This window comes from Cypionkella sp. (assembly GCF_028290025.1).
Lineage (GTDB): Bacteria > Pseudomonadota > Alphaproteobacteria > Rhodobacterales > Rhodobacteraceae > Cypionkella.
The window spans coordinates 47,795-69,859 of sequence record NZ_JAQGKQ010000049.1 but is presented as its reverse complement, the minus strand read 5'-3'; the positions used below and the strand labels follow the sequence as shown (position 1 = coordinate 69,859).

The following is a 22,065-nucleotide window of genomic DNA, read 5'->3' as shown; positions in this document are numbered from 1 at the left end:
GCGCGAACGCCTGCTGACAGCGTTTGAACAGGTTAACGCCAACTTCGCGACGCTGTTTACCCATCTTTTCAACGGCGGTGAAGCGCGGCTGGTTCTGGTCGAATCGGATGACCCATTAGAAGCCGGCCTCGAAATTATGTGCCAACCCCCCGGCAAAAAGCTGGCGACACTTTCGCTTTTGTCGGGTGGCGAACAAACTTTGACCGCGCTGGCGTTGATCTTCGGGGTTTTCCTTGCCAATCCCGCGCCAATTTGCGTTTTGGACGAGGTAGACGCGCCTTTGGACGATGCAAACGTCACTCGTTTCTGTGACCTTTTAGATGAGATGACCCGCCGCACCGAAACCCGGTTCCTGATCATCACTCACCATGCCGTAACGATGGCGCGGATGGATCGCTTGTTCGGTGTTACCATGGCGGAACAAGGCGTTAGCCAGTTGGTATCGGTCGATCTAAAGCGCGCCGAGGCTATGGTCGCCTGAACATACTCCTGCGACATTTCCGCAACTTGAATGCGGCGTTTTTTGAGATCTAATTAGCTTGTCACAAAACTACACGGTTTTTCAGCAATCCTGATCCCAACGATGGAGACGATGATGCTGGAGTTTTTGCCAAACGAGATCAGCGAAGGTTTAGATGCCGCGCGCAGGCGTGAATCATCGCGCAAATCGCGGCTTCGAGTACAGGTTGGCGAGGCGGCATTCCCGGTTATCCGTATCTGGCAAAACGGTTTCGCGCTTGACGGCGCACTGACGCCGCATCTGCGCGGCTTGGTCGATGTCTACGACGGCTCACGGCATATTTTCCAATGCCTGATCATTGCGTCGTTGGTCGAGAATGGCGATTTGATATGCGATTTCAAGAGCATGACCAAAGTGTCCGATCGTGCCGCGTTGGATTACGAACGCGACGATCACGCACCCGTCGCCTTGTTGCCTAGGCTGTAATCACCGAAGTCGCAGTCGTTTCAGCGCCAAAATTGGCGCGGAGTAATGGCGGCAATGGCCCGTTATTGCAGGTCCGCAAACGCCATTTTCAGCCGTTTCACCGCTTCTATAATCACCGCGCGCGGCGTCGCAATGTTGAAACGCAAATACGATTCGCCGCCAGCGCCAAACGGCGTGCCATGATTAGCGGCGATCTTGGCTTGGCTCTGGACCCTATCGATGAACTCGGCCGGCTGCATGCCCGTCCCAGAGAAGTCCACCCAAGCGAGATAAGTCGCCTCAAGCTGCATAGATTTCAGACCGGGAATCTCGTTAACGCCCTCGTTAAAAACGCGCGCATTTTCTGCAAGATAGGCGCAGAGCTCATCCACCCATGCCGCACCCTCGGGGGAATAGGCTGCCGTCGCCATGAATATTCCGAACGAATTTGGCGATACGCCCATTGCATTCATACGCTCGGCGAATCGCGCCCGCAATTTGGCGTCTGCGATGATCACATTGCCAGAATGCGCGCCGGCAATGTTGAACGTCTTGGTGGTCGCCGTCATCATGACCAAACGTTCACTAATCCCCGGAAGCGCCGTCATCACGGTATGTTTTTGCCCGGGCATCACCAAATCATGATGAATTTCATCAGAAACCAACAACAGGTTGTGACGACCACAGAAGTCCGCAACCCCTTGCAATTCGTCAATTGTCCACACCCGCCCGCCGGGGTTATGCGGCGAACACAGAATCAGCATGGTTTCCGAGCCGGTCATCTGCGCGTCCCAAGCCGCAAAATCCATTTCATAACGTCCGTTTACATTGGCAAGCCTACACTCCACCACATCACGCCCCGCAGACTTTATCACTCGCGCGAAGGCATGGTAAATCGGCGTAAACAGCACAATACCGTCGCCCGGTTTGGTAAACGCATCGACGCACATGGCCGTGCCGTTCACCAAACCATGCGTGGTAAAAATATGCTCACGCTCCACAGCCCAGCCGTGACGGGTCTGCATCCACCAGCGAATCGCGTCCAGATAGGCCGTGTCGTCGCCGTAATATCCATACACACCATGCGCCAGCATCCCCTCCAGCGCGCGCTGTACGCAGGTCGGCGGCCGGAAATCCATATCTGCGACCCACATCGCGATCCCACCCTCAGCAGGCACGCCATAAATCGCCTCCATCGAATCCCATTTGACCGAATGTGTTCCGAGGCGATTGATTGGCGCGTCAAAGCTCATGATTTTTCCTGCTTGCCCAAGTCTTAAGTTCTACATAGCCCGCCGTGGGGGAACATCATACCAGAATATTCGCCGTACACAGAATTATATCTTCCATTACGGCCATCACTCGGAACTTCCGCCCGATAATCGCCAGAAGCCCGGATTCAAACCGAAATTCCACCACCCTCTTGCACGATTTGCCACCGCGCCGTAAATCCCCATCATGATCCGTGACATCCTGATCCATCCCGATCCGCGCCTGAAGAAGCCCTGCGAACCCATCGCTGCGGTTACAGCCGAGATTTTGACTCTCGCCTCGGATATGCTCGAAACCATGTATGAAGCGCCCGGAATCGGGCTGGCCGCGCCACAAGTTGGCGTGATGAAGCGTCTTATCGTAATGGATTGCATCAAGGACGGCCCGCCCGAGCCGATGGCGCTGCTCAATCCGCAAGTGACTTGGGCCTCGGAAGACCTTGCCAGCTACGAGGAAGGCTGTCTGTCGATTCCCGATCAGTATGCCGAGATCAAACGGCCGAGTTCGGTGAAAGTCACTTGGATGGATCTGACCGGAGCATTGCAGGAGCGCATCTTTGAGGGACTTTGGGCGACTTGCGTGCAGCACGAGATTGATCACCTCGATGGCAAGCTGTTTATCGACTACCTTGGGCCACTCAAGCGTCAAATGATCACCCGCAAAATGGAAAAGCTCAAACGAGAATTGGCGCGATCGGGTTCAAACTGATGGCTATTCTGCCAATCTTGCGCTGGCCTGACACAAGATTAACGACGGTCTGTTCACATACCGCCGGAGATATTTCACGGCTGGCCGTAGACATGCTGGAAACCATGTATGCGGCTCCCGGCCGCGGCCTTGCGGCACCGCAAATTGGCGTGTTGCAGCGCATTTTTGTAATGGACTGCACGTGGAAGGAAGGCGTATTCGCGCCACGTGTGTTGATCGACCCTGAAATGCTGTGGAAGTCGGATGAAACCGCGATTGGGCCGGAAAGCTGCCTGTCATTGCCGGGTATCACCACCGAGATTTCGCGCGCAAAGACGGTGACAATGCGCTGGACGAATTTGGCTGAAGCTATATGTGAAGAAACGTTCACAGGTATTGCCGCGATTTGCGCGCAACATGAATTCGACCATTTGAGTGGTGTGCTCACCCTCGATCACCTTGATCCGGCCGCCCGCACCCTAGCAGAAAGCGCGCTTTTATGACCGTCAAAGCTTGCGTTCCTTACCCACATTCCTGCCTACGAACCGCCGCCGCTCCGGTCTCCCAAATAACGGACGAGGTTCGGGCGATTTGGCGAGATATGGTCGAGACCATGGACGCAATGCCGGGCTACGGGCTGGCCGCCGTGCAGATCGAGATTGCACTGCAATTGGCAGTCGTTGATTGTTCTGATCAGCGCGGGCAAGCGATCTTGATGGCGAATCCAACAGTTTTACATGCTTCAGGACAGTTCCGCGAGCATGAGGAAGCCTCGCCAAATCTTCCCGGCGTGTCGGCGGTTGTGCTGCGGCCTCGTGCGGTTACTGTTCGGTTTCTGAATGCGGAAAACCAGATTGAAGAACGCGACTTTGTGAACCTTTGGGCGACATCTGTTCAGCATCAAATTGACCATCTGTCGGGTAAAATGTACTTCGATCACCTATCGGCGGTCAAACGAAAGATGTTGCTGGCGCGTTCAGAAAAATTGCGAAAACGTCAATGAAAATAGTGTTCATGGGCACCCCGGAATTCTCCGTCCCGATTTTAAATGCATTGGCACAATGCCATGAGATAGTTGCAGTATATTGCCAGCCGCCGCGACCTGCGGGCCGCGGCAAAGCGGATCGCGCAAGTCCTGTTCAGCGTCGCGCCGAAGCGTTAAACTTACCAGTGCACCACCCCGTCTCGCTGCGCACCGACGAGGCTCAGCAGGCATTTGCGGCCCTTGGTGCGGACCTTGCGGTCGTCGTCGCCTACGGGCTGATCTTACCGCAGGCGTTGCTGGATGCGCCGCGTTTGGGTTGCCTCAATATCCATGCCTCGCTGCTGCCGCGTTGGCGTGGGGCCGCCCCAATTCAGCGTGCGATCATGGCTGGCGATACCGAAACTGGCATCTGCATCATGCAGATGGAGGCGGGGCTGGATACCGGGCCGATCTTGGCGCGCGAAGCGACGCCGATTGCCGCAGAGGAAACCTCGGCCGAGTTGCACGACCGTCTTTCCATCATCGGGGCGCGGCTGATCACTGCGACAATTGATCAGCTTCCAGCACCTGCAATTCCCCAGTCCGATAGCGGCGTGACCTATGCCGCAAAGATCGACAAGGCAGAGTCGCGGGTGGATTGGTCAAAGCCTGCGGTCGAGGTGGATCGGCTGATCAGGGGCCTTTCGCCGTTTCCCGGTGCATGGTGCGAGGTCCACAGTGAGCGTATAAAACTCCTCGGCTCGCGTCTTGCTGAGGGCTCAGGTTTGCCCGGCCAGCTGCTTGGCGGGTTTCGCGTAGCCTGCCGCGAAGGCGCGGTCGATATCCTGATGGCGCAACGTGAAGGCAAGCGACCGATGCCAGCGGCGGACATTCTTAACGGTCTGAAACTTCCAGAACGGCTTTTGTCCTGACAGAAGCTGGCTGTAACGCAGGCTAAGCCTGCCGCGCATACAGAGAACATCTTGCCCAATGCAGCCACACCAATTTGGCTTTATCGCAAGAAACATGCTTCCGGCGGGCCGGGTCATTTCATTTTCGCAAAGCATCCCCATATCATAAACGTAGAATGGGAGAGTTTTCATGGGATTGGTGTTCTTGCTGATCGTCGGCACAGCCGCCGGATTTCTGGCAACCCGGACAATGCGGATCAATGCAGATGTGCCGACGACCATCGTGATCGGAGTTTGCGGCGCGCTTATCGGCGGCTTTGTCCTGCGCGGCTTGATATTGGTCACCAGCTGGATGGCGGGGCTAGTCGGAGCCATCCTTGGTGCTATCTTGCTGATTTGGTTGTATAAAACTTACGTAGCCAGGTAATTCAGCCCAGCCGCTTTATGAGCTCACCCAGCCGAAATCCTTTACCGCCGGCGTTACTCCATAACATCCGACACTGCCATGCCGCAAAGATCATCGCGGCCGTATCCTTGGCTTTGGCACTCACCTCCAACCGGGCCGCGATGGCCTGTTCGACCTGATTGCGCCAGGCGCTTGCGCGGGCAGTCAGATCGGGCCTGCGCTGGCTGAGCGTTAGCAAGGCTCCAGCATCAATCGAGCCGGTCAGGGCTTTGAGCAACCCCGGCAGGCCCTTGCTTTGGGTTGTGGCGTTCAGCGTCGCGGCCTCTGCCAGTGCATCGAGTTCGTCCCACGCTTGTGCGATTGCGGTCGAAATCATCTCCGCACAACTGCCGTAGCGTTGCACCAACGTTGGCGGCGCAAGACCAGTTGCCGCGGAAATTGCAGAAAAAGTCACCGATTTTTCGCCATCTTGCAGCAGCAGGCTTAGAACCTGCTTGAATACGTCATGGTCAGAAATCAGCCTTGTGCGTGCCATTCTGCCAATATGACTCAAACATCAATAATAGCAATCAATATGTGAACAGCGGTTCATCTTCGATAACTTACAGCTTCACCGGTTTAAATGGGGCCATCCCGGCGCGCGCCAGCTCATCGGCCCGCTCATTTTCGACATGACCAGCGTGGCCTTTGATCCAGCGCCACATAACTTTGTGCTTGGCTTGGGCGGTATCCAGCCGCTGCCAAAGATCGGCGTTCTTCACAGGATCCTTGCCAGAGGTTTTCCAGCCGTTGCGCTTCCAGCCGTGGATCCACTCGGTGACGCCGTTCTTCACATAGGCGCTGTCAGTCACAATCGTCAGTTCTGACGCTTTGGTCAAAGCCTCCAACGCCGAAATCGCGGCCAGCAGCTCCATACGGTTGTTTGTGGTATGCGCCTCGCCGCCAAACAGCGTGCGTTCCTTCACAACCGCGCCGTCTTCGCGCGCGAGCATCAAGACGCCCCAGCCGCCGGGGCCAGGATTTCCCGAGCAGGCTCCATCGGTATAAGCAAACAAATCCGGCATTTTACACACTTTCCCGCAATATACGCGGCACTTTGAACTCAATGTTTTCTTGTGCGGTTTCGACCAATTCCACCGTGGTCTCAAACCGCGCACAAAAAGCATCAATCACTTCATTGACCAACACCTCCGGTGCCGAAGCCCCGGCCGTAACCCCAACCGAGGCAATGCCTTCCAGCGAACGCCAGTCGATATCGGCGGCCCGCTGCACCAGTTGCGCATAGCTACAACCCGAGGATCGCCCAACCTCGACCAGCCGCCGCGAGTTGGACGAATTCGGCGCTCCGATCACCAAAAGCGCGTCAATCTTGCCGGCAATGGCCTTAACCGCCGCTTGCCGGTTGGTGGTGGCATAGCAAATGTCTTCCTTATGCGGCCCGATGATCGCCGGAAACCGCGCCTCAAGCGCCGCCACAATTCCCGCCGTGTCATCGACAGACAAGGTGGTTTGGGTGATATAGGCCAACCGCTGTGGATCGCGCACCGCCAGTGTCGCTACATCTCCCGCCGTCTCGACCAACAAGACTTCACCTACGGGCAATTGTCCCATGGTACCAATGGTTTCGGGGTGCCCGTCATGGCCGATCATCACCATCTGAAGGCCCGCTTCAAAATGCCTTTGTGCCTCATTATGCACCCTGGTAACCAAGGGGCACGTCGCATCGACCGCGATCATCGCCCGAGCTTCCGCCGCCGCTGGCACAGATTTTGGCACCCCGTGGGCCGAGAATATCACCGGGCGATCCGAAGGACATTCATCAAGTTCCTCGACAAACACCGCGCCTTTAGCCCGCAACGCATCGACCACGAACTTGTTATGCACGATTTCATGCCGAACATAGACTGGTGCGCCCCATTTTTGCAGCGCAAGTTCGACAATCTTGATCGCGCGGTCAACACCGGCGCAAAAGCCGCGCGGGGCGGCAAGATATAGGGTGAGTTTCGGTAAGGTCATTGGGGTTCTCGAGACTTCTCGCGTTTGGGCTAGACCTAAGCTGCCGGGCGCGCGCCGTCTAGTGTTGCGGGACAAACTAGCACTTCCCGCGCAATACTATCCTGCGCCCAGTTAGCCCGTATCTGGCAACACCCGCGTCTGACCATTGCCACATTTCTGCGCAATTACAGCTGCCTTAATTGCCAAGGCCGAGGCAGTTTCCCGCCCCGGCCAAAGCTCATCACCGCAAAGCGACGTTGGTCACTTCACATCAACCGGCTCTTCATCGCGCTCAGCGCGAGGCTCACGCGGCGGGCGACCGATCACGTCACGCAATTCGTCCAGTTCGATGAAATTATCAGCCTGACGGCGCAATTCGTCGGCAATCATTGGAGGTTGACTGCGGATGGTTGATACCACCGAGACCCGAACGCCCTGACGTTGCAGGCTTTCGACAAGCGGACGGAAATCACCGTCTCCCGAGAAGATCACCACGTGATCAACGCGCGGTGCCAGCTCCATCGCATCGACCGCGAGTTCGATATCCATATTGCCTTTGACTTTCCGGCGACCTTGGCTGTCGGTGTATTCCTTGGCCGGCTTCGTCACCATCGTAAAGCCGTTGTAGTGCAGCCAATCAACCAGTGGACGGATCGGCGAGTATTCGTCATTTTCCAGCAGAGCTGTATAGTAAAACGCCCGCAGCAGCTTGCCACGACGCATGAACTCTTGACGCAGTAACTTGTAGTCGATGTCAAACCCAAGCGCCTTAGCTGCGGCGTAAAGGTTGGAACCATCAATGAACAGCGCGAGCCGTTCGTCCTTGTAAAACATAAGTCGTCCCCTCGAAAAAACTGTTGCCAATCGCGCTTTCGTGAGTGGTCTACCTAATGTAGATAATTCAACGGCGAATGAGCTTGAATAGCAGGGTCGCCAAATGACGAGCAAGCCAATCTATTGTGAGGTTATCATCAACTATGGTCACAGAAAAGCACGCTCTAATTGCATTAGGCGCAAATCTCGATTTCGGCAAAATGTCGCCAATGGAAACAATTCGGGCCGCTTTAGCGGAGCTTGTGCGGCGTGGCGTGCAAATAACTTGCGCCAGCAAGTTGTATCAGACGCCATGTTTTCCCGCCGGAGCGGGCCCGGATTACATAAACGCCGCAGCGGCTATTACGTTGCGTCATGACACCTCCCCCGCAGAAATATTAGCTTGTTTGCATGATGTAGAGGCGGAGTTTGGCCGCGAAAGGCTACAGCGTTGGGGTATGCGGACGCTAGATATTGACCTGTTGGCCTTGGGCGAATCAGTGCTGCCTGACCGTAATACCCATATGCATTGGCAAAGCCTGTCGCCGGACGATCAGCGCCGTCTCGCCCCCGATCAGCTGATCTTGCCGCATCCGCGTCTGGCCGAACGCGCTTTCGTTCTGGTGCCGCTGAATGACGTTGCCCCCGGCTGGCAACACCCCATAACTGGCCTTACGGTGGCGCAGATGCTGGCGGCACTTCCACGCCAAGATCGCGCTAATGTCATACCTATCGCATCCGCTTGATTATGCCCTTGTCAATGCGCCGCGCAGCGCCTAAATAGACCGCTTCAAAGCCCCCATCCCTACTGGAGTCTTTCATGGCCCGCGTGACGGTTGAAGATTGCGTTGACAAGGTTCCTAATCGGTTCGAACTTGTCCTGCTTGCGGCCCATCGGGCCCGCGAAATCCAAGCCGGCTCTGCCGCGACTGTGGATCGTGATAACGATAAAAACCCGGTGGTCGCCTTGCGCGAAATCGCCGAGGAAACTCAGTTGGCTGACGGCCTGCGTGAGCGGATGATTGAAGGTCACCAGACCCAAATCGAAGTTGACGAGCCGGAAGAAGATCAGATGGCTCTGCTTATGTCCGGCGAAATTGATCGCCCGATGCAAGATGATATGTCGGAAGAAAAGTTGCTGCGGGCATTGATGGAAGCACAGGGCGAGCTCTAAGTCTGGCGCGAGCTTTAATGACGGGGATACCCGAATTGCGGGGCGGTGATGATCGACGTTGAAGACCTCATCGCCCTGGTTAAAAACTACAATCCACGCTGCAATTCTGAACTGATCCGTAAGGCTTATGCCTACGGGTCAGATATGCATGACGGCCAGTTGCGCAAATCGGGTGAGCCTTATTTCACCCACCCCGTCGCCGTCGCAGCCATCCTGACCGAACAACAACTCGATGATGCCACCATCATCACGGCCCTGCTGCACGATACCATCGAAGACACCAAATCCACCTATGCCGAGGTCGCCAAGTTGTTTGGCGAGGAAGTCGCCGAACTGGTCGATGGCGTTACCAAGCTGACCAACCTCCAACTTTCCAACACCGAATCGCAGCAGGCGGAAAACTTCCGTAAATTGTTCATGGCGATGTCGAAAGACCTGCGGGTGATCTTGGTCAAACTCGCCGACCGCCTGCACAACATGCGCACCATCAAGTCGATGAAGCCGGAAAAGCAGGCGCAAAAGGCCCGCGAAACCATGGAAATCTATGCGCCGCTTGCCGGTCGCATGGGTATGCAGTGGATGCGCGAAGAACTTGAAGACCTGTCGTTCCGGGTGCTGAACCCAGAGGCCCGCAACTCGATTATTCGCCGCTTCCTGACGCTGCAACGCGAATCGGGCGACGTGGTGCATCAGATCACCGCCGACATCCGCTCCGAGTTGGAAAAGGTCGCCATCGACGCCGACGTGTATGGCCGCGCGAAGAAACCCTATTCGATCTGGCGCAAGATGCAGGAAAAAGACCTCGCCTTCAGCAGCCTGTCGGACATTTACGGCTTTCGCGTCATCTGTGCCTCGGTCGCGGATTGTTACCGCATCTTGGGCGTGATCCACCAACGCTGGCGCGCGGTGCCGGGCCGGTTCAAAGATTATCTCAGCCAGCCAAAAACCAACGGCTACCGCTCCATTCACACCACGGTGTCAGGCCGTGACGGCAAGCGGGTCGAGGTCCAAATCCGCACACGTGAAATGCACGAAGTCGCTGAAGCAGGTGTGGCCGCGCACTGGTCTTACCGCGAAGGCGTGCGCGCCAAGAACCCGTTTGCCGTCGATCCCGCCAAGTGGATCGCCGCAATGACCGAACGTCTGGACGAGGGCGATCACGACGAGTTTCTCGAAAACGTCAAGCTTGAGATGTATTCCGATCAGGTGTTCTGCTTCACGCCGAAGGGCGATGTGGTGCAGCTTCCGCGCGGTGCCACGCCACTGGATTACGCCTATTCCATCCATACCCGCATCGGCAATTCCTGCGTCTCGGCCAAAATCGACGGTATCCGCGTGCCCTTGTGGACCCGCCTGAAAAATGGCCAGTCGGTCGAGATTATCACTGCCGAAGGCCAGCGCCCGCAGGCGTCGTGGATCGACATCGTCACCACCGGCCGCGCCAAGGCTGCGATTCGCAAATCGTTGCGCGAAGAAGATCGCGGTCGTTTTGTCCGTTTGGGTCAAGAACTTGCCCGCGCCGCCTTCGAGCATGTCGGCAAGAAAGCCACAGATAAAGCCCTGCGCACCGCTGCTAAAATGCTGGGATTGCCCGATGAAGCCGAACTTCTCGCAGCCCTAGGTTCCGCCGAACTCACCGCCCGTAAAGTTGTCGAAACCCTGTATCCCGAACTGGTGCAACGCGGTGTGGATGAGGTCGAATCCGCCCGCGCCGTCATTGGTATGCCCGATGATCAAACCTTCCGCCGTGCGCTGTGCTGTCAGCCCTTGCCCGGTGAACGTATCGTGGGCATTACCTATCGCGGCCAAGGTGTGTTGATCCACGCGATTGATTGCCCGGCGCTGGAGGAGTTTGAAGAACAACCGAACCGCTGGGTTGATCTGCAATGGCACGCGGGCCGTCATGCTGCGGTGAACACCGTTGCGCTGGATGTTGCCATCTCGAACGATCAGGGCGTTTTGGGGCGGATTTGCACCTTGATTGGCGAGCAGAAAGCCAACATATCCGATCTGCGATTCACCGAGCGTAAACCGGATTTTTACAGACTTATCATTGACGTGGACTTGCGCGACGTCGAACACTTGCACATGGTAATGACGGCACTCGAGGCCGAAACGGATGTCGCACAAGTGTCGCGGCATCGTGATATGACACGAAAGCCTTAACGGAATATCCGATCGGATTATCCACGAGGGCATACGCCTGATGGCAGAAAGGAAGCGGGGCCGATCCATGGTATTCAAACGTCGGCAACCGCTGGGATGGCTCGCTTGGATGCGCGAGATGATCTACCCGACCGGTGGATTCAAACGCGCCACCCGCTACGTCATTCACCGGATGAGCCGCCTGCCCGACGACCCTCACCGCATCGCGCGCGGCGTGTTTGCGGGCTTTATGATCGGCTTTCTCCCCCTCCCCGGCCTGCAATTTGTGGCCGCTTGGGCCGCTGCCCGCCTTGTGCGCGGCAATCTTTTCGCGGCGTTGCTGGGCACGTTCAACACCAACCCACTGACCACGCCGTTCTTCGCGGTATTTGCAATGACGCTTGGTCACTGGATCATGGGTGTGCAGGAACCGCTTTCCGCCGAAGCCATTGGCGGCGCGTTTGCCCATGCAGGCGGCGATCTTTGGCGCAACATGGTCGCAATTTTTACGCCTGAAACGATGCATTGGGGTGGCCTGATTCGCTTCTGGCATGAGATTTACGTGCCCTATTTTATCGGCGCTCTGCTGCCCGGTCTGGTGATTTCTGCGGTCGCGTATTACCTGACGATCCCGCTGGTGCAGACCTATCAAAAAGCCCGCGCTGCCAAGGCCGATGATCGCCGCGAACGCCGCCACCGCCTAAAGCTGGCCGTGGCCGATGCCAAAGCCCGCCTGCTGCATCGTGGTGACAAAGACGCCGATGCCGCAGCGCATAAGCACGATGAAAGCAAGGCCGACGCGCCTTAAATTATGGAGACGGCCATGGTTTCTGCTCTGTTACGGCAACGGCTTGGCATCAACATTGACCATGTCGCCACGGTGCGCAATGCGCGCGGCGCTGTCTGGCCCGACCCGCTGCGTGCCGCGTTGCTGGCAGAAGCTGCCGGCGCTGACGGCATCACCGCCCATCTGCGCGAAGACCGCCGCCATATCCGTGATAGCGATATGGAGGCTTTGCGCGCAGGCATCGGCATCCCGCTCAACTTTGAATGTGCCGCCACCGATGAGATGGCCGCGATTATCCTGCGCTTGAAACCTCACGCCGTCTGCCTCGTGCCGGAAAACCGCGCCGAACGCACCACCGAAGGCGGCCTTGATGTCGCCTCCGACGCCAACCGCCTGACCGATTTCATCACGCCGCTGCGCGAAGCAGGATGCCGCGTCTCGATGTTCATCGGCCACGACCCGCGCCAGATTGAGGCTTCCGCCCGCATCGGTGCCGCTGTCGTGGAACTCCACACCGGCCACTATTCCGACCTGCACGCCGAGGGCCGCATGGACGAAGCCGAGGTCGAACTGAACGCCCTGCGCAAAGCTGCCGCCTACGCCCACAGCCTCGGCCTCGAAGTCCACGCCGGCCACGGTCTGACCTACGACAACGTCGCCCCCATCGCCGCCATCCCGGAAATCATCGAGCTGAACATCGGCCATTTCCTGATCGGCGAGGCCATTTACGTCGGTCTTGAAGCTGCAATTGAGGAAATGCGCCGTCGCATGGATCAGGCTCGCGCTTAAATGATCCTCGGTATCGGCTCTGACCTTTGCAATATAGAGCGGATAGACGCCACTCTGACCCGTTTCGGCGACCGTTTCCGCAATCGGGTTTTCACCGAGCGCGAGCAGAAAAAGGCCGACTCCCGCCCCCGCGCTATCGCCGCCACCTATGCCAAACGCTGGGCGGCGAAAGAGGCGTGTTCCAAGGCGCTGGGAACCGGCCTGCGCATGGGCATCGCGTGGAAAGACATGGCGGTGTCCAACTTGCGCTCGGGTCAGCCCGTCATGCACCTGACCGGTTGGGCCGCCGAACGCCTCGCGCAGATGACCCCGCCCGACCACCACGCCATCATTCACGTCACTTTGACCGACGATCACCCTTGGGCGCAGGCGTACGTGGTGATCGAGGCCCGCCCCGGCCCCGCGCCAACTTGACTCCAAGCCCCTCGGCGCGCATGTAGCGCGAAAGATAAAAGTCGCGCGCGTAGCGGCAAAAGCTAAAAGCTGCGCGCATCGTGGCAAACTTGAGGTTACAGGCATCATGGCGAAAAACGATGGCGGCATTGTCGAAACGGTGAAAACCGTTGTTTACGCGCTGCTGATCGCGGGCCTGTTCCGCACCATATTCTTCCAACCATTCTGGATTCCTTCCGAGTCGATGAAAGACACCCTGCTGGTTGGCGACTTCGTCTTCGTCAACAAGATGGCTTACGGCTATTCAAAATACTCCTGCCCCTTCGCACTCTGCCCGATCTCAGGCCGCATCTTCGCCTCGGACCCTCAGCGCGGCGACGTGGTGGTGTTCCGCCATCCGGTCAACGGCTCGGATTTCGTCAAACGTCTGATCGGTCTGCCGGGCGACAAAGTTCAGGTCAAACAAGGCATTCTCTACATCAACGGCGCTGTGGTGCCGCAAGTGCCCGCTGGCACCTTTGAAGAAGTGATGGAGCCGCAAGGCCCGATGAAAAGCCGCCCACGTTGCGGCAATGGTGCCGTCGGCGATGGCGCGATGTGCAAAAAAGACCGCTTCCGCGAGACGTTGCCGAACGGCGTCGTGCATGATGTGCTGAACATCGAAGACGATGGCTACGCCGACAACACCGACGTGTTTACCGTGCCCGAAGCCGAGTATTTCTTCATGGGCGACAACCGCGACAACAGCCAAGACAGCCGCTTTGCTCAAGCCGTCGGCGGCGTCGGCTTTGTGCCCGTCGAAAATTTGATCGGCCGCGCCGACCGCATCATTTTCTCCTCCGCTGGCACCTCGATGCTGTATTTCTGGACCTGGCGCTCAGACCGCTTCTTCAAGGCGGTGGAGTGAGGCTCGCGGCCGATCTCAAAGCCTTCGAGGCGCGCATAGGGCACAACTTTCGCGAGCCAGAATTTCTGCTGCGCGCCGTCACCCATGCTTCGATTTCCTCCAACACACGTCCCGACAATCAACGCCTTGAATTCCTTGGTGATCGTGTGCTTGGTCTCGTGATGGCAGAGGCTTTGCTGGGCTCCGATATGGCGGCCTCCGAAGGGCAACTCGCCCCTCGTTTCAACGCTTTGGTGCGTAAAGAGACTTGCGCCGAGGTCGCGCGCGAAATCGGTTTGGGCGATGTTCTGAAACTGGGTCGCTCGGAAATGCTCTCAGGTGGCCGCCGCAAAGAGGCGCTTTTGGGTGACGCGATGGAGGCGGTGATCGCCGCCGTTTACCAAGATGGTGGCTTCGACGCCGCCCGCGCGCTGATCCTGCGGTTATGGGGGCCGCGCATCGGTGCCGTGGAACAAGACGCCCGCGACCCCAAAACCTCATTGCAAGAATGGGCGCAGGCCCGCGCCATGCCACCACCCATTTACACCGAACAGGGCCGCGAAGGCCCAGACCACCAGCCGATCTTCACCGTCGAAGTTCGTCTGGAAAGTGGCGAGGCAGAACTTGCCCGCGCCGGATCGAAACGTGTGGCCGAACAAGCCGCAGCCCGCGCCCTTCTGGCCCGGATGGAGAATTCTGATGAGTGAAGACAGCAAATTAACTGGCCGGATGCCCGATGGCCCCGGCACGCGTGCAGGTTTCGTGGCGCTGATTGGCGAGCCGAACGCTGGCAAATCGACCCTGCTGAACCGCATGGTGGGCGCGAAAGTGTCCATCGTGACGCATAAAGTCCAGACCACCCGCACCCGTATTCGCGGCGTGGCGATGGAAGGCGTGGCGCAGATCGTTTTCGTTGACACCCCCGGCTTATTTCGCCCGCGTCGCCGCCTTGATCGCGCCATGGTCAAAGCCGCTTGGGGCGGTGCCGCCGACGCCGATCTGATCGTGCTTTTGATCGAAGCCAACCGTGGCCTGACCGAAGGCGTAGCCACCATCATCGACCGGATGAAAGACCAAATCCCACAAGGCCAGCCGGTCGCTTTGGCGATCAACAAGATCGACAAGGTCAAAGCCGAGGTGCTGCTCGCATTGGCCGAAAAGATGAACGAAGCCTTCCCGTTCGCGAAAACCTTTATGATTTCTGCCGAAAAAGGTTATGGAGTCAAAGACTTGCGCGAATGGCTGGCCGAGCAGATCCCCGACGGCCCGTGGTTCTACCCCGAAGACCAGATCGCCGACTTGCCAATGCGGTTGATCGCGTCCGAGATGACTCGCGAGAAATTGACCCTGCGGCTGCACGAAGAATTGCCCTATCAGCTGACCGTTGAGACCGAGAAATGGGAAGACAAACCCGATGGATCAACCCGGATCGACCAGTTGATTTACGTCTCACGCGATGGTCACAAGGGCATCGTTCTAGGCAACAAGGGCGAGACGATCAAAAGCATCGGCCAAGCCGCCCGCGCCGACATTTCCGAATTTTTGGGCCGCACCGTGCATCTGTTCCTGCAGGTGAAGGTGCGCGAAAACTGGCAGGACGAGCCCGAGCGTTATTCCGAGATGGGTCTGGATTTCAAAGACGGCGAGGCTTGAGCCGGGGCGGAATTTGAAGCGAAGTTCGTTCAATAGATTGGCTCAAGTTCCGGTTTTGCAGTTAGAAACCGCGCGTCTGTTACACGATTGATCCCTCCGGGGGGATATTTGCGCAAAGAGGATGATCATGAGCGCCCGCCTGACGTCCGATCTCTGGGTCTCCGCTTATCTCACCCGGCTCCGGCTGGCGGATATTCCAGTTTATGTCACCGCCAAAGGTGATCCCACGGCGGGCGCGGTTCTGGTCAAGGTCGCCCTGCTGAACGGCCAGGCCCGCGCCTATCAACGCTCGTTTGATCTGATGGCCGACACCCGCGTCTGGGTGGTTCTCGCCGATGGGCCCGAGCCGGAAGTCGATGCCCTGCTGACCCGCCAGCGCAGCCGTGACCCTGACCTTTGGGTGATCGAACTCGAAGATCGTCAAGGTCGCACGCTGCTGGACCAGGCCGGTCTCTCCGATTAAAGCGCCCGGCTTCGCTGCGTCCCGTGCAGCGAGGCCCAACGGCAAAGTTGGTTACTCGGCTGAGTAAACCGCGCAATCATCCCCGCAATCCGGCCCAAAACCCAAGCACGGCGAGCCTTGCTCTGCCACCGCGCTGCGTCGATACTCGTCCTATGGAATGGCGCGATCAGGGTGCGGTGATTTCGGTGCGGCCGCATGGCGAGACATCGGCGATCATTGAGGTGTTCACGGCGGCGCATGGGCGTCACGCTGGCGTGGTGCGCGGTGGTGCCTCGCGCCGGATGGCCGCCGTTTTGCAACCCGGCACCCAAGTCGATGTGGCGTGGCAGGCGCGGCTTTCCGAGCAGATCGGCAACTTCAAGGTTGAACCTTTGCGCAGCCGTGCGGGCGTGCTGACCAACCGTCTCAACCTCGCTGGCCTCAACGCCATCTGTGCCATGCTGCACGCCGCCTTGCCGGATCGCGAGCCGCATCCGGCACTTTACGCCCGCTCCATCCAACTGCTCGACGCCTTGCTGACCCCCGGCTGGCCGCCCGATTATTTGCGGTGGGAGCTGCATTTGCTAGAGGAACTCGGTTTCGCCCTCGACTTCAGCCAATGCGCCATCACCGGCAGCCGTGAGGATCTCGCCTATGTCAGCCCGAAAACCGGCCGCGCGGTCAATCGCGATGCGGCAGGCGATTGGGCCTCGCGCCTGCTGCCGTTACCGCCGGTTCTACTCGGCCAAGGCCCCGCGAGCCCCTTGGAGATCGCGCAAGGTCTGGCACTGACCGGCCATTTCCTCAACCGCGCGATGGAGCCGCTGCTGAACGGCAAACCACTGCCCGACGCCCGCGCCCGCCTGTTGGCCATCCTTGCCAAGCATTCCGCCGACGATCCTTTTGCGAAATAGAGGACCGTTTCGCGAGGAAATTCGGCCATTCCCAAAAAATAAAAGCCTGATAAATAGTCGCAGATAGCCCAACCGCCGTCGCCTCCGACACAGACCCATGCCGCCATTCAAAGCCATATACCGACATGGCCCTGCGGTATCAGTCTTTGGAGTTGAAACACTCCTCCAGCCCCAAACTTCAGCACTTCGCCCTGCTTGCGGGATTAGAGGCTGCGGTGCGCGGCACGCTGATTTCCACCATTCCGATCGCGGTTTACGATGCTTTCGGCTCGGCGCAAAACCTGTCCACCGTTTACCTGACCGCCGGGATCATCACTCTGTTCTGGGGTCTGATGGTGCCGCGCCTCACCCAAATCTGGCCGCGCCGCTGGGTCTATTCGGCGGGCTGCGTGTTCTACCTGATCTCCATGGTGCTGTTCGTTTTGGGCACGCAATGGTCGGTGCAACTTGGCATTCTGATCATGTCGATGGCCACCGTGACCTGCTTTGTCTGCTTCAACGCCTATGTGCTGGATTACGTCCCCCGCGCCGAACTGGGCCGCACCCAAAGCCTGCAAATGGTCTATGCCGCAGCCCCTTGGGCAATCGGCCCGATGAGCGGCGTCTACATGCGGGCGTTTTGGGCACCGCTACCCTTCATCGTCGCCGCCATCTTCGCGGTGATCCTGTTCGCGGTGTTCTGGTATCTGCGGCTCGGCTCGGGCAAGCAAATCACCCGCGCCAAAGGCCCAGCCGTCAATCCTTTGGCATACTTAGGCCGGTTCTTCCGCCAGCCCCGGCTGATCGCAGGCTGGCTGTTCGCAGTGATCCGCAGTTGCGGCTGGTGGGTCTACGTAGTCTATGTTCCGGTTTTCTGCATTGAGGCAGGCTTGGGCGACAAACTCGGCGGCTTCATGCTATCGGTGTCCAACGCCACCCTTTTGCTATCGCCCTTCATGGCCTCATGGGTGCGCCGCCGCACTGTTCGCATCGCTTTACGCTGGGCGCTGGCCTATTGCGCAATCCTGTTTTGCCTTGCCACCATCGCCGCCCCGCTGCCGTGGATCACCATCGGCTGCCTGTTTTTAGGCTCATTCGGCCTCGTCATGCTCGACATTTCCGGCGGCCTGCCGTTTATGATGTCGGTCAAACCGTCCGAGCGCGCCGAGATGGCCGCCGTCTATTCCAGCTTCCGCGACGTCTCCGGCATCGCCACCCCCGGCATGGCTTGGCTGGTGTTATGGGTAGCGCCCTTGAACTTCATTTTCGCCGCATCCGGCCTCGCATTCGGCGCAGCCTATGTCATCGCCAGCAGTTTGCATCCGCGTTTGGGCATCTTGCGGCCCTCACGCGGCCGCCCCTAATCGAGCAGCCGCCGCGCGATAACCTGCGCCTGAATCTCCGCAGCGCCCTCAAAGATATTCAGTATCCGCGCATCACATAAAATGCGCGAAATCTGATACTCCAGCGCAAAGCCGTTGCCACCATGGATCTGCAACGCATTATCCGCCGCAGCCCAAGCCACCCGCGCACCGAGCAGTTTCGCCATCCCCGCCTCCAGATCGCAGCGTTTGCCGTGATCTTTTTGCGAGGCGCTGAAATAGGTTAGCTGCCGGGTAATCATAATCTCAACCGCCATCATCGCGAGCTTCCCCGCCACCCGGGGAAACTCAATCAGCGATTTGCCGAACTGCTTTCGATCCTCAGCATAGGCCATCCCAACTTCAAGCGCGTTCTGCGCCACCCCAATCGCCCGCGCCGCCGTCTGAATCCGCGCAGATTCAAACGTCTGCATCAACTGCTTGAAACCTTGCCCCGGCACCCCACCGAGCAGGTTCTCAGCCTTCACGCTGAAGCCATCAAACGCCAACTCATATTCCTTCATGCCGCGATAGCCCAAAACCTCAATCTCGCCGCCAGTCATGCCCGGAGTAGGAAATGGCTCGGCCTGCGTCCCCGGTAGTTTCTCCGCCAGAAACATCGACAAGCCTTTGTAATCGCTGCTTTCTGCGTCCGTGCGCGCTAGCAAAGTCATCACATGCGTCCGCGCCGCATGGGTGATCCAGGTCTTGTTGCCCGTCACCTCCCAGCCATCCGCGCCTTGCACCGCCCGCGTCCGCAAAGCCCCCAAATCGCTGCCAGTATTCGGTTCGGTAAACACCGCGGTCGGCAAGATCTCACCGCTCGCCAGCTTCGGCAACCACTGCGCCTTCTGAGCATCCGTCCCGCCGCACAAGATCAATTCGGCGGCAATTTCGCTGCGAGTCCCCAACGACCCCACGCCAATATACCCCCGCGACAACTCCTCGCTAACCACAACCATCGAAGCCTTCGACAAGCCAAACCCGCCAAACTCCTCAGGAATCGTTAGCCCAAACACCCCCATCTCGGCCAAAGCCTCAATAATCTCCATCGGGATCAATTCGTCGCGCAGATGCCAGCCATGCGCAAACGGCACGACCTTTTCATCGGAAAATCGCCTAAACTGATCGCGGATCATCTCCAGCTCATCGTCGAGACCGCAGGCCCCAAACGTCGCCCGCCCCTGATTGCTGCGCATCAACGCCACCAATCGCATCCGCGCCGTGGCAGTATTCCCGTCCGCCATCAGCGCGTGCGAAGCCGCCCCCGGCACCGCCGAAATCCCCAAGTCTCCCAGACGCGCAATCTCCCCCTGCGACATCGGAAGCCCGCCGTGGATCTGCGCCAAATACTCGCCGAAACCGATCTGAAGGATCAACGCCTCCATCTCGCCAAAGCGCCCCTCAGCCTCCAGCCGCCCCGCCCAAGCCCGCAACTGCCGCAGGCTTTCGGTATAAGTCGCAAGCCAAGCCAGCCCATGCGCCGCAAACTGATGCGCTTCCAACGCCGCGCCCGAGACTTTGCCGCCAACCGTCACCAGCCCCCGCAACGCCTCACGCGCACGCGAAAACAGCGCCTCAACTTCCGGCATAGCCTCAGCGGTCAGCTCCAACAGATCAGCCATCACGCCAGAGTTCTGATCCAAAGCCATCACGCAAATCCTCATGCTGCATCTGCGAAATAGCTAATCGCTTCGCATCCGCAGCGCAATAATAATTCACAAACAAGAACTGAAAAGATTTAAAGTGTCGCAGCCAATCCCGCGCGATCCGCTTTCACATTGGCGGAAATATCCTGCGGGGGTCTGGGGGTGCAAAACCCCCAGCGTTCCTCCAACAAGCAAAGCTTAACAGATCTTTAAGACAGTCTCGCAAGCCACTGAAAACCCCACACTAAAAACGGTCCCAACTCGGGACCGTCTCAATCTCACCCAATAGCCGCCGCTTTCACGTCCGCATCAATGAACGGCACATATTGCGCGAAATTATCCGCGAACATGCCCACCAGTTTCGCGGCCTGCGCATCATAACCCGCCGTATCAGCCCATGTCGCGCGCGGGTCCAGCAAGCCTGCATCGACCCCCTTCACAGCCACCGGCACCTCAAAGCCAAAGTTCGGATCGCGCCGGAACTCTCCCGCCGCCAGCGACCCGTCCAGCGCCGCCGTCAACAAAGCCCGCGTCGCCTTGATCGGCATCCGCTTGCCGGTGCCATACTTGCCGCCCGTCCAGCCGGTATTGACCAACCAGCACGACGCACCAAATTGCGCAATCTTCGCTTGCAACAGCTTGCCGTAAACCTCTGGCCGCCGCGGCATGAACGGCGCGCCAAAACAGGTGGAGAACGTCGGCGTAGGTTCGACAATCCCGCGCTCCGTCCCCGGCGTTTTTGAGGTAAACCCCGACAGGAAATGATACATCGCCTGCGCTGGCGTCAGCCGCGCAATCGGCGGCAGCACCCCATAAGCATCGCAAATCAGCATGATCACATGCTTCGGATGCCCGCCCATCCCCGTGTCGGACGCGTTCGAGATATACTCCAACGGATAAGCGCAGCGCATATTTTCGGTCAGGCTGCTGTCGCTGAAATCCAGCTCCAACGTTTCGGGATCGAACACCATATTCTCAACCACAGTGCCGAACCGCGATGTCGTGCCGTAAATCTCCGGCTCCGCTTCTGCCGACAGATGGATCGTCTTGGCATAGCAGCCTCCCTCAAAGTTGAAGGTGCCGCGATCCGACCAGCCATGTTCATCGTCACCGATCAAAATCCGCGACGGGTCCGCCGAAAGTGTCGTCTTGCCAGTGCCCGAAAGCCCGAAGAACACCGCCGAATCCACCGGATTGCCAATCGCATGGTTCGCCGAGCAATGCATTGGCATCACACCGTTTTCGGGCAACAGATAATTAAGCAGCGTGAACACCGCTTTCTTGTTTTCGCCCGCATAAGCCGTGCCGCCAATCAGGATCATCTTGCGCTCAAAGTTCAGCGCGATCACGGTTGAGGTCCGGCAGCCGTGCAGCGCCGGGTCAGCTTCAAACGTCGGGCAGTTGATGATTGTCCATTCTGGCACGAAGCTATTCAACTCGGCCCGCTCTGGCCTGCGCAGCATGTGGCGGATGAACAGCCCGTGCCACGCCAGCTCCGTCACCATCCGCACGTCCAAGCGATGCACCGGATCGGCCCCGCCAAACAGATCCTGCACGAAATAATCGCGCCCCTGCATATGCGCCAGCATGTCCGCGTACAGCCGATCAAACGCCTCGGGCGCCATCGCTGCGTTATTCTCCCACCAGATCGAATCCTCGACCCCAGCGGTGCGCACCACGAATTTATCCTTCGGCGACCGCCCGGTGAACTGCCCGGTAGAGCATAAAAATGCGCCGCCCTTGCCCAACTTCCCTTCACCACGCGCCACCGCGGCTTCGACCAACGCGGGCTCGATATAGTTGTAAAAGACGCGACCCAGCCCGCGGATGCCCTGATCTTCCAGCCTGTGCGATGGGTTTACACGTCCAATAGTCATCCTGCTCGCTCCCGTTCCCGTCAAAATACGACGGTTAAGTTTC

General features: G+C 58.4%; 25 protein-coding genes and 1 pseudogene. 19 read left to right on the top strand and 7 right to left on the bottom strand.

Annotation, left to right across the window (positions count from 1 at the left end):
- Both JWS10_RS07190 and JWS10_RS07185 read left to right on the top strand, forming a co-directional pair.
- Positions 1-481: pseudogene (locus JWS10_RS07190) on the top strand (chromosome segregation protein SMC); the annotation flags it as partial.
- A gap of 114 nt (positions 482-595) precedes the next feature.
- Positions 596-946 (top strand): hypothetical protein, encoded by a 351-nt coding sequence (locus tag JWS10_RS07185; RefSeq protein ID WP_299505840.1) that lies wholly within the window; start codon positions 596-598, stop codon positions 944-946.
- Between the two features lie 62 nt (positions 947-1,008).
- Here JWS10_RS07185 and JWS10_RS07180 read toward each other — a convergent pair whose 3' ends face one another.
- On the bottom strand, positions 1,009-2,178 hold the full coding sequence (locus JWS10_RS07180; protein ID WP_299505837.1) for a MalY/PatB family protein: 1,170 nt from the start codon (positions 2,176-2,178) through the stop codon (positions 1,009-1,011).
- Positions 2,179-2,380: 202 nt separating this feature from the next.
- On the opposite strand from JWS10_RS07180, the gene def (JWS10_RS07175) reads away from it, so the two are divergent.
- The 5 genes from def (JWS10_RS07175) to JWS10_RS07155 all read left to right on the top strand — a co-directional run bounded on the left by def (JWS10_RS07175) (position 2,381) and on the right by JWS10_RS07155 (position 5,186).
- Positions 2,381-2,905 carry a peptide deformylase gene (gene def / locus JWS10_RS07175; RefSeq protein WP_299477354.1) on the top strand — a complete coding sequence of 175 codons (525 nt, stop codon included), beginning with the start codon at positions 2,381-2,383 and terminating at the stop codon, positions 2,903-2,905.
- Positions 2,905-3,387: a peptide deformylase gene (def, locus tag JWS10_RS07170; RefSeq protein WP_299505835.1), complete on the top strand. Its 483-nt coding sequence runs from the start codon at positions 2,905-2,907 to the stop codon at positions 3,385-3,387. Before def (JWS10_RS07175) ends, def (JWS10_RS07170) begins: the two co-directional genes overlap by 1 nt.
- On the top strand, positions 3,384-3,887 hold the full coding sequence (def, locus tag JWS10_RS07165) for a peptide deformylase (protein WP_299505833.1): 504 nt from the start codon (positions 3,384-3,386) through the stop codon (positions 3,885-3,887). The genes def (JWS10_RS07170) and def (JWS10_RS07165) overlap by 4 nt, the downstream gene beginning before the upstream one ends.
- Positions 3,884-4,780 carry a methionyl-tRNA formyltransferase gene (fmt, locus tag JWS10_RS07160; RefSeq protein WP_299505830.1) on the top strand — a complete coding sequence of 299 codons (897 nt, stop codon included), beginning with the start codon at positions 3,884-3,886 and terminating at the stop codon, positions 4,778-4,780. The genes def (JWS10_RS07165) and fmt overlap by 4 nt, the downstream gene beginning before the upstream one ends.
- Before the next feature lie 169 nt (positions 4,781-4,949).
- Positions 4,950-5,186: a GlsB/YeaQ/YmgE family stress response membrane protein gene (locus JWS10_RS07155; RefSeq protein WP_299477342.1), complete on the top strand. Its 237-nt coding sequence runs from the start codon at positions 4,950-4,952 to the stop codon at positions 5,184-5,186.
- A gap of 1 nt (position 5,187) precedes the next feature.
- Here the strand turns inward: JWS10_RS07155 and JWS10_RS07150 are convergent, their stop codons facing one another.
- The 4 genes from JWS10_RS07150 to JWS10_RS07135 form a co-directional block, all read right to left on the bottom strand.
- The gene (locus tag JWS10_RS07150) at positions 5,188-5,700 is read right to left on the bottom strand and encodes a transcriptional regulator (RefSeq protein WP_299505828.1); all 513 of its coding nucleotides are present in this window, start codon (positions 5,698-5,700) and stop codon (positions 5,188-5,190) included.
- 67 nt (positions 5,701-5,767) lie between these two features.
- On the bottom strand, positions 5,768-6,229 hold the full coding sequence (gene rnhA, locus JWS10_RS07145) for a ribonuclease HI (protein ID WP_299477336.1): 462 nt from the start codon (positions 6,227-6,229) through the stop codon (positions 5,768-5,770).
- A 1-nt stretch (position 6,230) separates the two neighbouring features.
- Entirely contained in the window at positions 6,231-7,181 is a 951-nt protein-coding gene (gene ispH / locus JWS10_RS07140; protein WP_299505825.1) for a 4-hydroxy-3-methylbut-2-enyl diphosphate reductase, read from the bottom strand.
- A 240-nt stretch (positions 7,182-7,421) separates the two neighbouring features.
- Positions 7,422-7,994 carry an NYN domain-containing protein gene (locus tag JWS10_RS07135; protein ID WP_299505823.1) on the bottom strand — a complete coding sequence of 191 codons (573 nt, stop codon included), beginning with the start codon at positions 7,992-7,994 and terminating at the stop codon, positions 7,422-7,424.
- Between the two features lie 143 nt (positions 7,995-8,137).
- Between JWS10_RS07135 and folK the strand changes: the two genes are divergently transcribed.
- The 12 genes from folK to JWS10_RS07075 all read left to right on the top strand — a co-directional run bounded on the left by folK (position 8,138) and on the right by JWS10_RS07075 (position 18,499).
- Complete coding sequence (gene folK, locus JWS10_RS07130) at positions 8,138-8,719, top strand: 2-amino-4-hydroxy-6-hydroxymethyldihydropteridine diphosphokinase (protein ID WP_299505820.1); 582 nt, start codon at positions 8,138-8,140, stop codon at positions 8,717-8,719.
- Positions 8,720-8,793: 74 nt separating this feature from the next.
- Positions 8,794-9,147, top strand: coding sequence for a DNA-directed RNA polymerase subunit omega (rpoZ, locus tag JWS10_RS07125; RefSeq protein ID WP_299505817.1), 354 nt, complete (start codon positions 8,794-8,796; stop codon positions 9,145-9,147).
- 48 nt (positions 9,148-9,195) lie between these two features.
- Positions 9,196-11,313 (top strand): bifunctional (p)ppGpp synthetase/guanosine-3',5'-bis(diphosphate) 3'-pyrophosphohydrolase, encoded by a 2,118-nt coding sequence (locus JWS10_RS07120; protein ID WP_299505814.1) that lies wholly within the window; start codon positions 9,196-9,198, stop codon positions 11,311-11,313.
- Positions 11,314-11,380: 67 nt separating this feature from the next.
- Positions 11,381-12,100: a DUF2062 domain-containing protein gene (locus JWS10_RS07115; protein ID WP_299505811.1), complete on the top strand. Its 720-nt coding sequence runs from the start codon at positions 11,381-11,383 to the stop codon at positions 12,098-12,100.
- A 15-nt stretch (positions 12,101-12,115) separates the two neighbouring features.
- Positions 12,116-12,868, top strand: a complete 753-nt coding sequence (locus JWS10_RS07110) for a pyridoxine 5'-phosphate synthase (protein ID WP_299505808.1) — start codon at positions 12,116-12,118, stop codon at positions 12,866-12,868.
- Positions 12,869-13,282 (top strand): holo-ACP synthase, encoded by a 414-nt coding sequence (acpS, locus tag JWS10_RS07105; protein WP_299505805.1) that lies wholly within the window; start codon positions 12,869-12,871, stop codon positions 13,280-13,282.
- Positions 13,283-13,388: 106 nt separating this feature from the next.
- Positions 13,389-14,168: a signal peptidase I gene (gene lepB / locus JWS10_RS07100; protein ID WP_299476099.1), complete on the top strand. Its 780-nt coding sequence runs from the start codon at positions 13,389-13,391 to the stop codon at positions 14,166-14,168.
- Positions 14,165-14,854: a ribonuclease III gene (gene rnc / locus JWS10_RS07095; RefSeq protein WP_299505804.1), complete on the top strand. Its 690-nt coding sequence runs from the start codon at positions 14,165-14,167 to the stop codon at positions 14,852-14,854. The genes lepB and rnc overlap by 4 nt, the downstream gene beginning before the upstream one ends.
- Before the next feature lie 22 nt (positions 14,855-14,876).
- Positions 14,877-15,800, top strand: coding sequence for a GTPase Era (gene era, locus JWS10_RS07090; protein ID WP_299476111.1), 924 nt, complete (start codon positions 14,877-14,879; stop codon positions 15,798-15,800).
- A gap of 127 nt (positions 15,801-15,927) precedes the next feature.
- A complete protein-coding gene (locus tag JWS10_RS07085) occupies positions 15,928-16,263 on the top strand; it encodes a DUF1491 family protein (protein ID WP_299505802.1) in 336 nt (111 codons plus the stop codon).
- A gap of 152 nt (positions 16,264-16,415) precedes the next feature.
- Positions 16,416-17,156, top strand: coding sequence for a DNA repair protein RecO (gene recO, locus JWS10_RS07080; RefSeq protein ID WP_299505800.1), 741 nt, complete (start codon positions 16,416-16,418; stop codon positions 17,154-17,156).
- A 125-nt stretch (positions 17,157-17,281) separates the two neighbouring features.
- The gene (locus tag JWS10_RS07075; RefSeq protein WP_299505795.1) at positions 17,282-18,499 is read left to right on the top strand and encodes an MFS transporter; all 1,218 of its coding nucleotides are present in this window, start codon (positions 17,282-17,284) and stop codon (positions 18,497-18,499) included.
- On the opposite strand, the gene JWS10_RS07070 is transcribed toward JWS10_RS07075, so the two are convergent.
- Entirely contained in the window at positions 18,496-20,148 is a 1,653-nt protein-coding gene (locus JWS10_RS07070; protein WP_299505793.1) for an acyl-CoA dehydrogenase family protein, read from the bottom strand. The two genes, JWS10_RS07075 and JWS10_RS07070, sit on opposite strands and share 4 nt — an antisense overlap.
- Positions 20,149-20,423: 275 nt before the next feature.
- Positions 20,424-22,022 (bottom strand): phosphoenolpyruvate carboxykinase, encoded by a 1,599-nt coding sequence (locus tag JWS10_RS07065; protein ID WP_299505792.1) that lies wholly within the window; start codon positions 22,020-22,022, stop codon positions 20,424-20,426.
- Positions 22,023-22,065 lie beyond the last annotated feature (43 nt).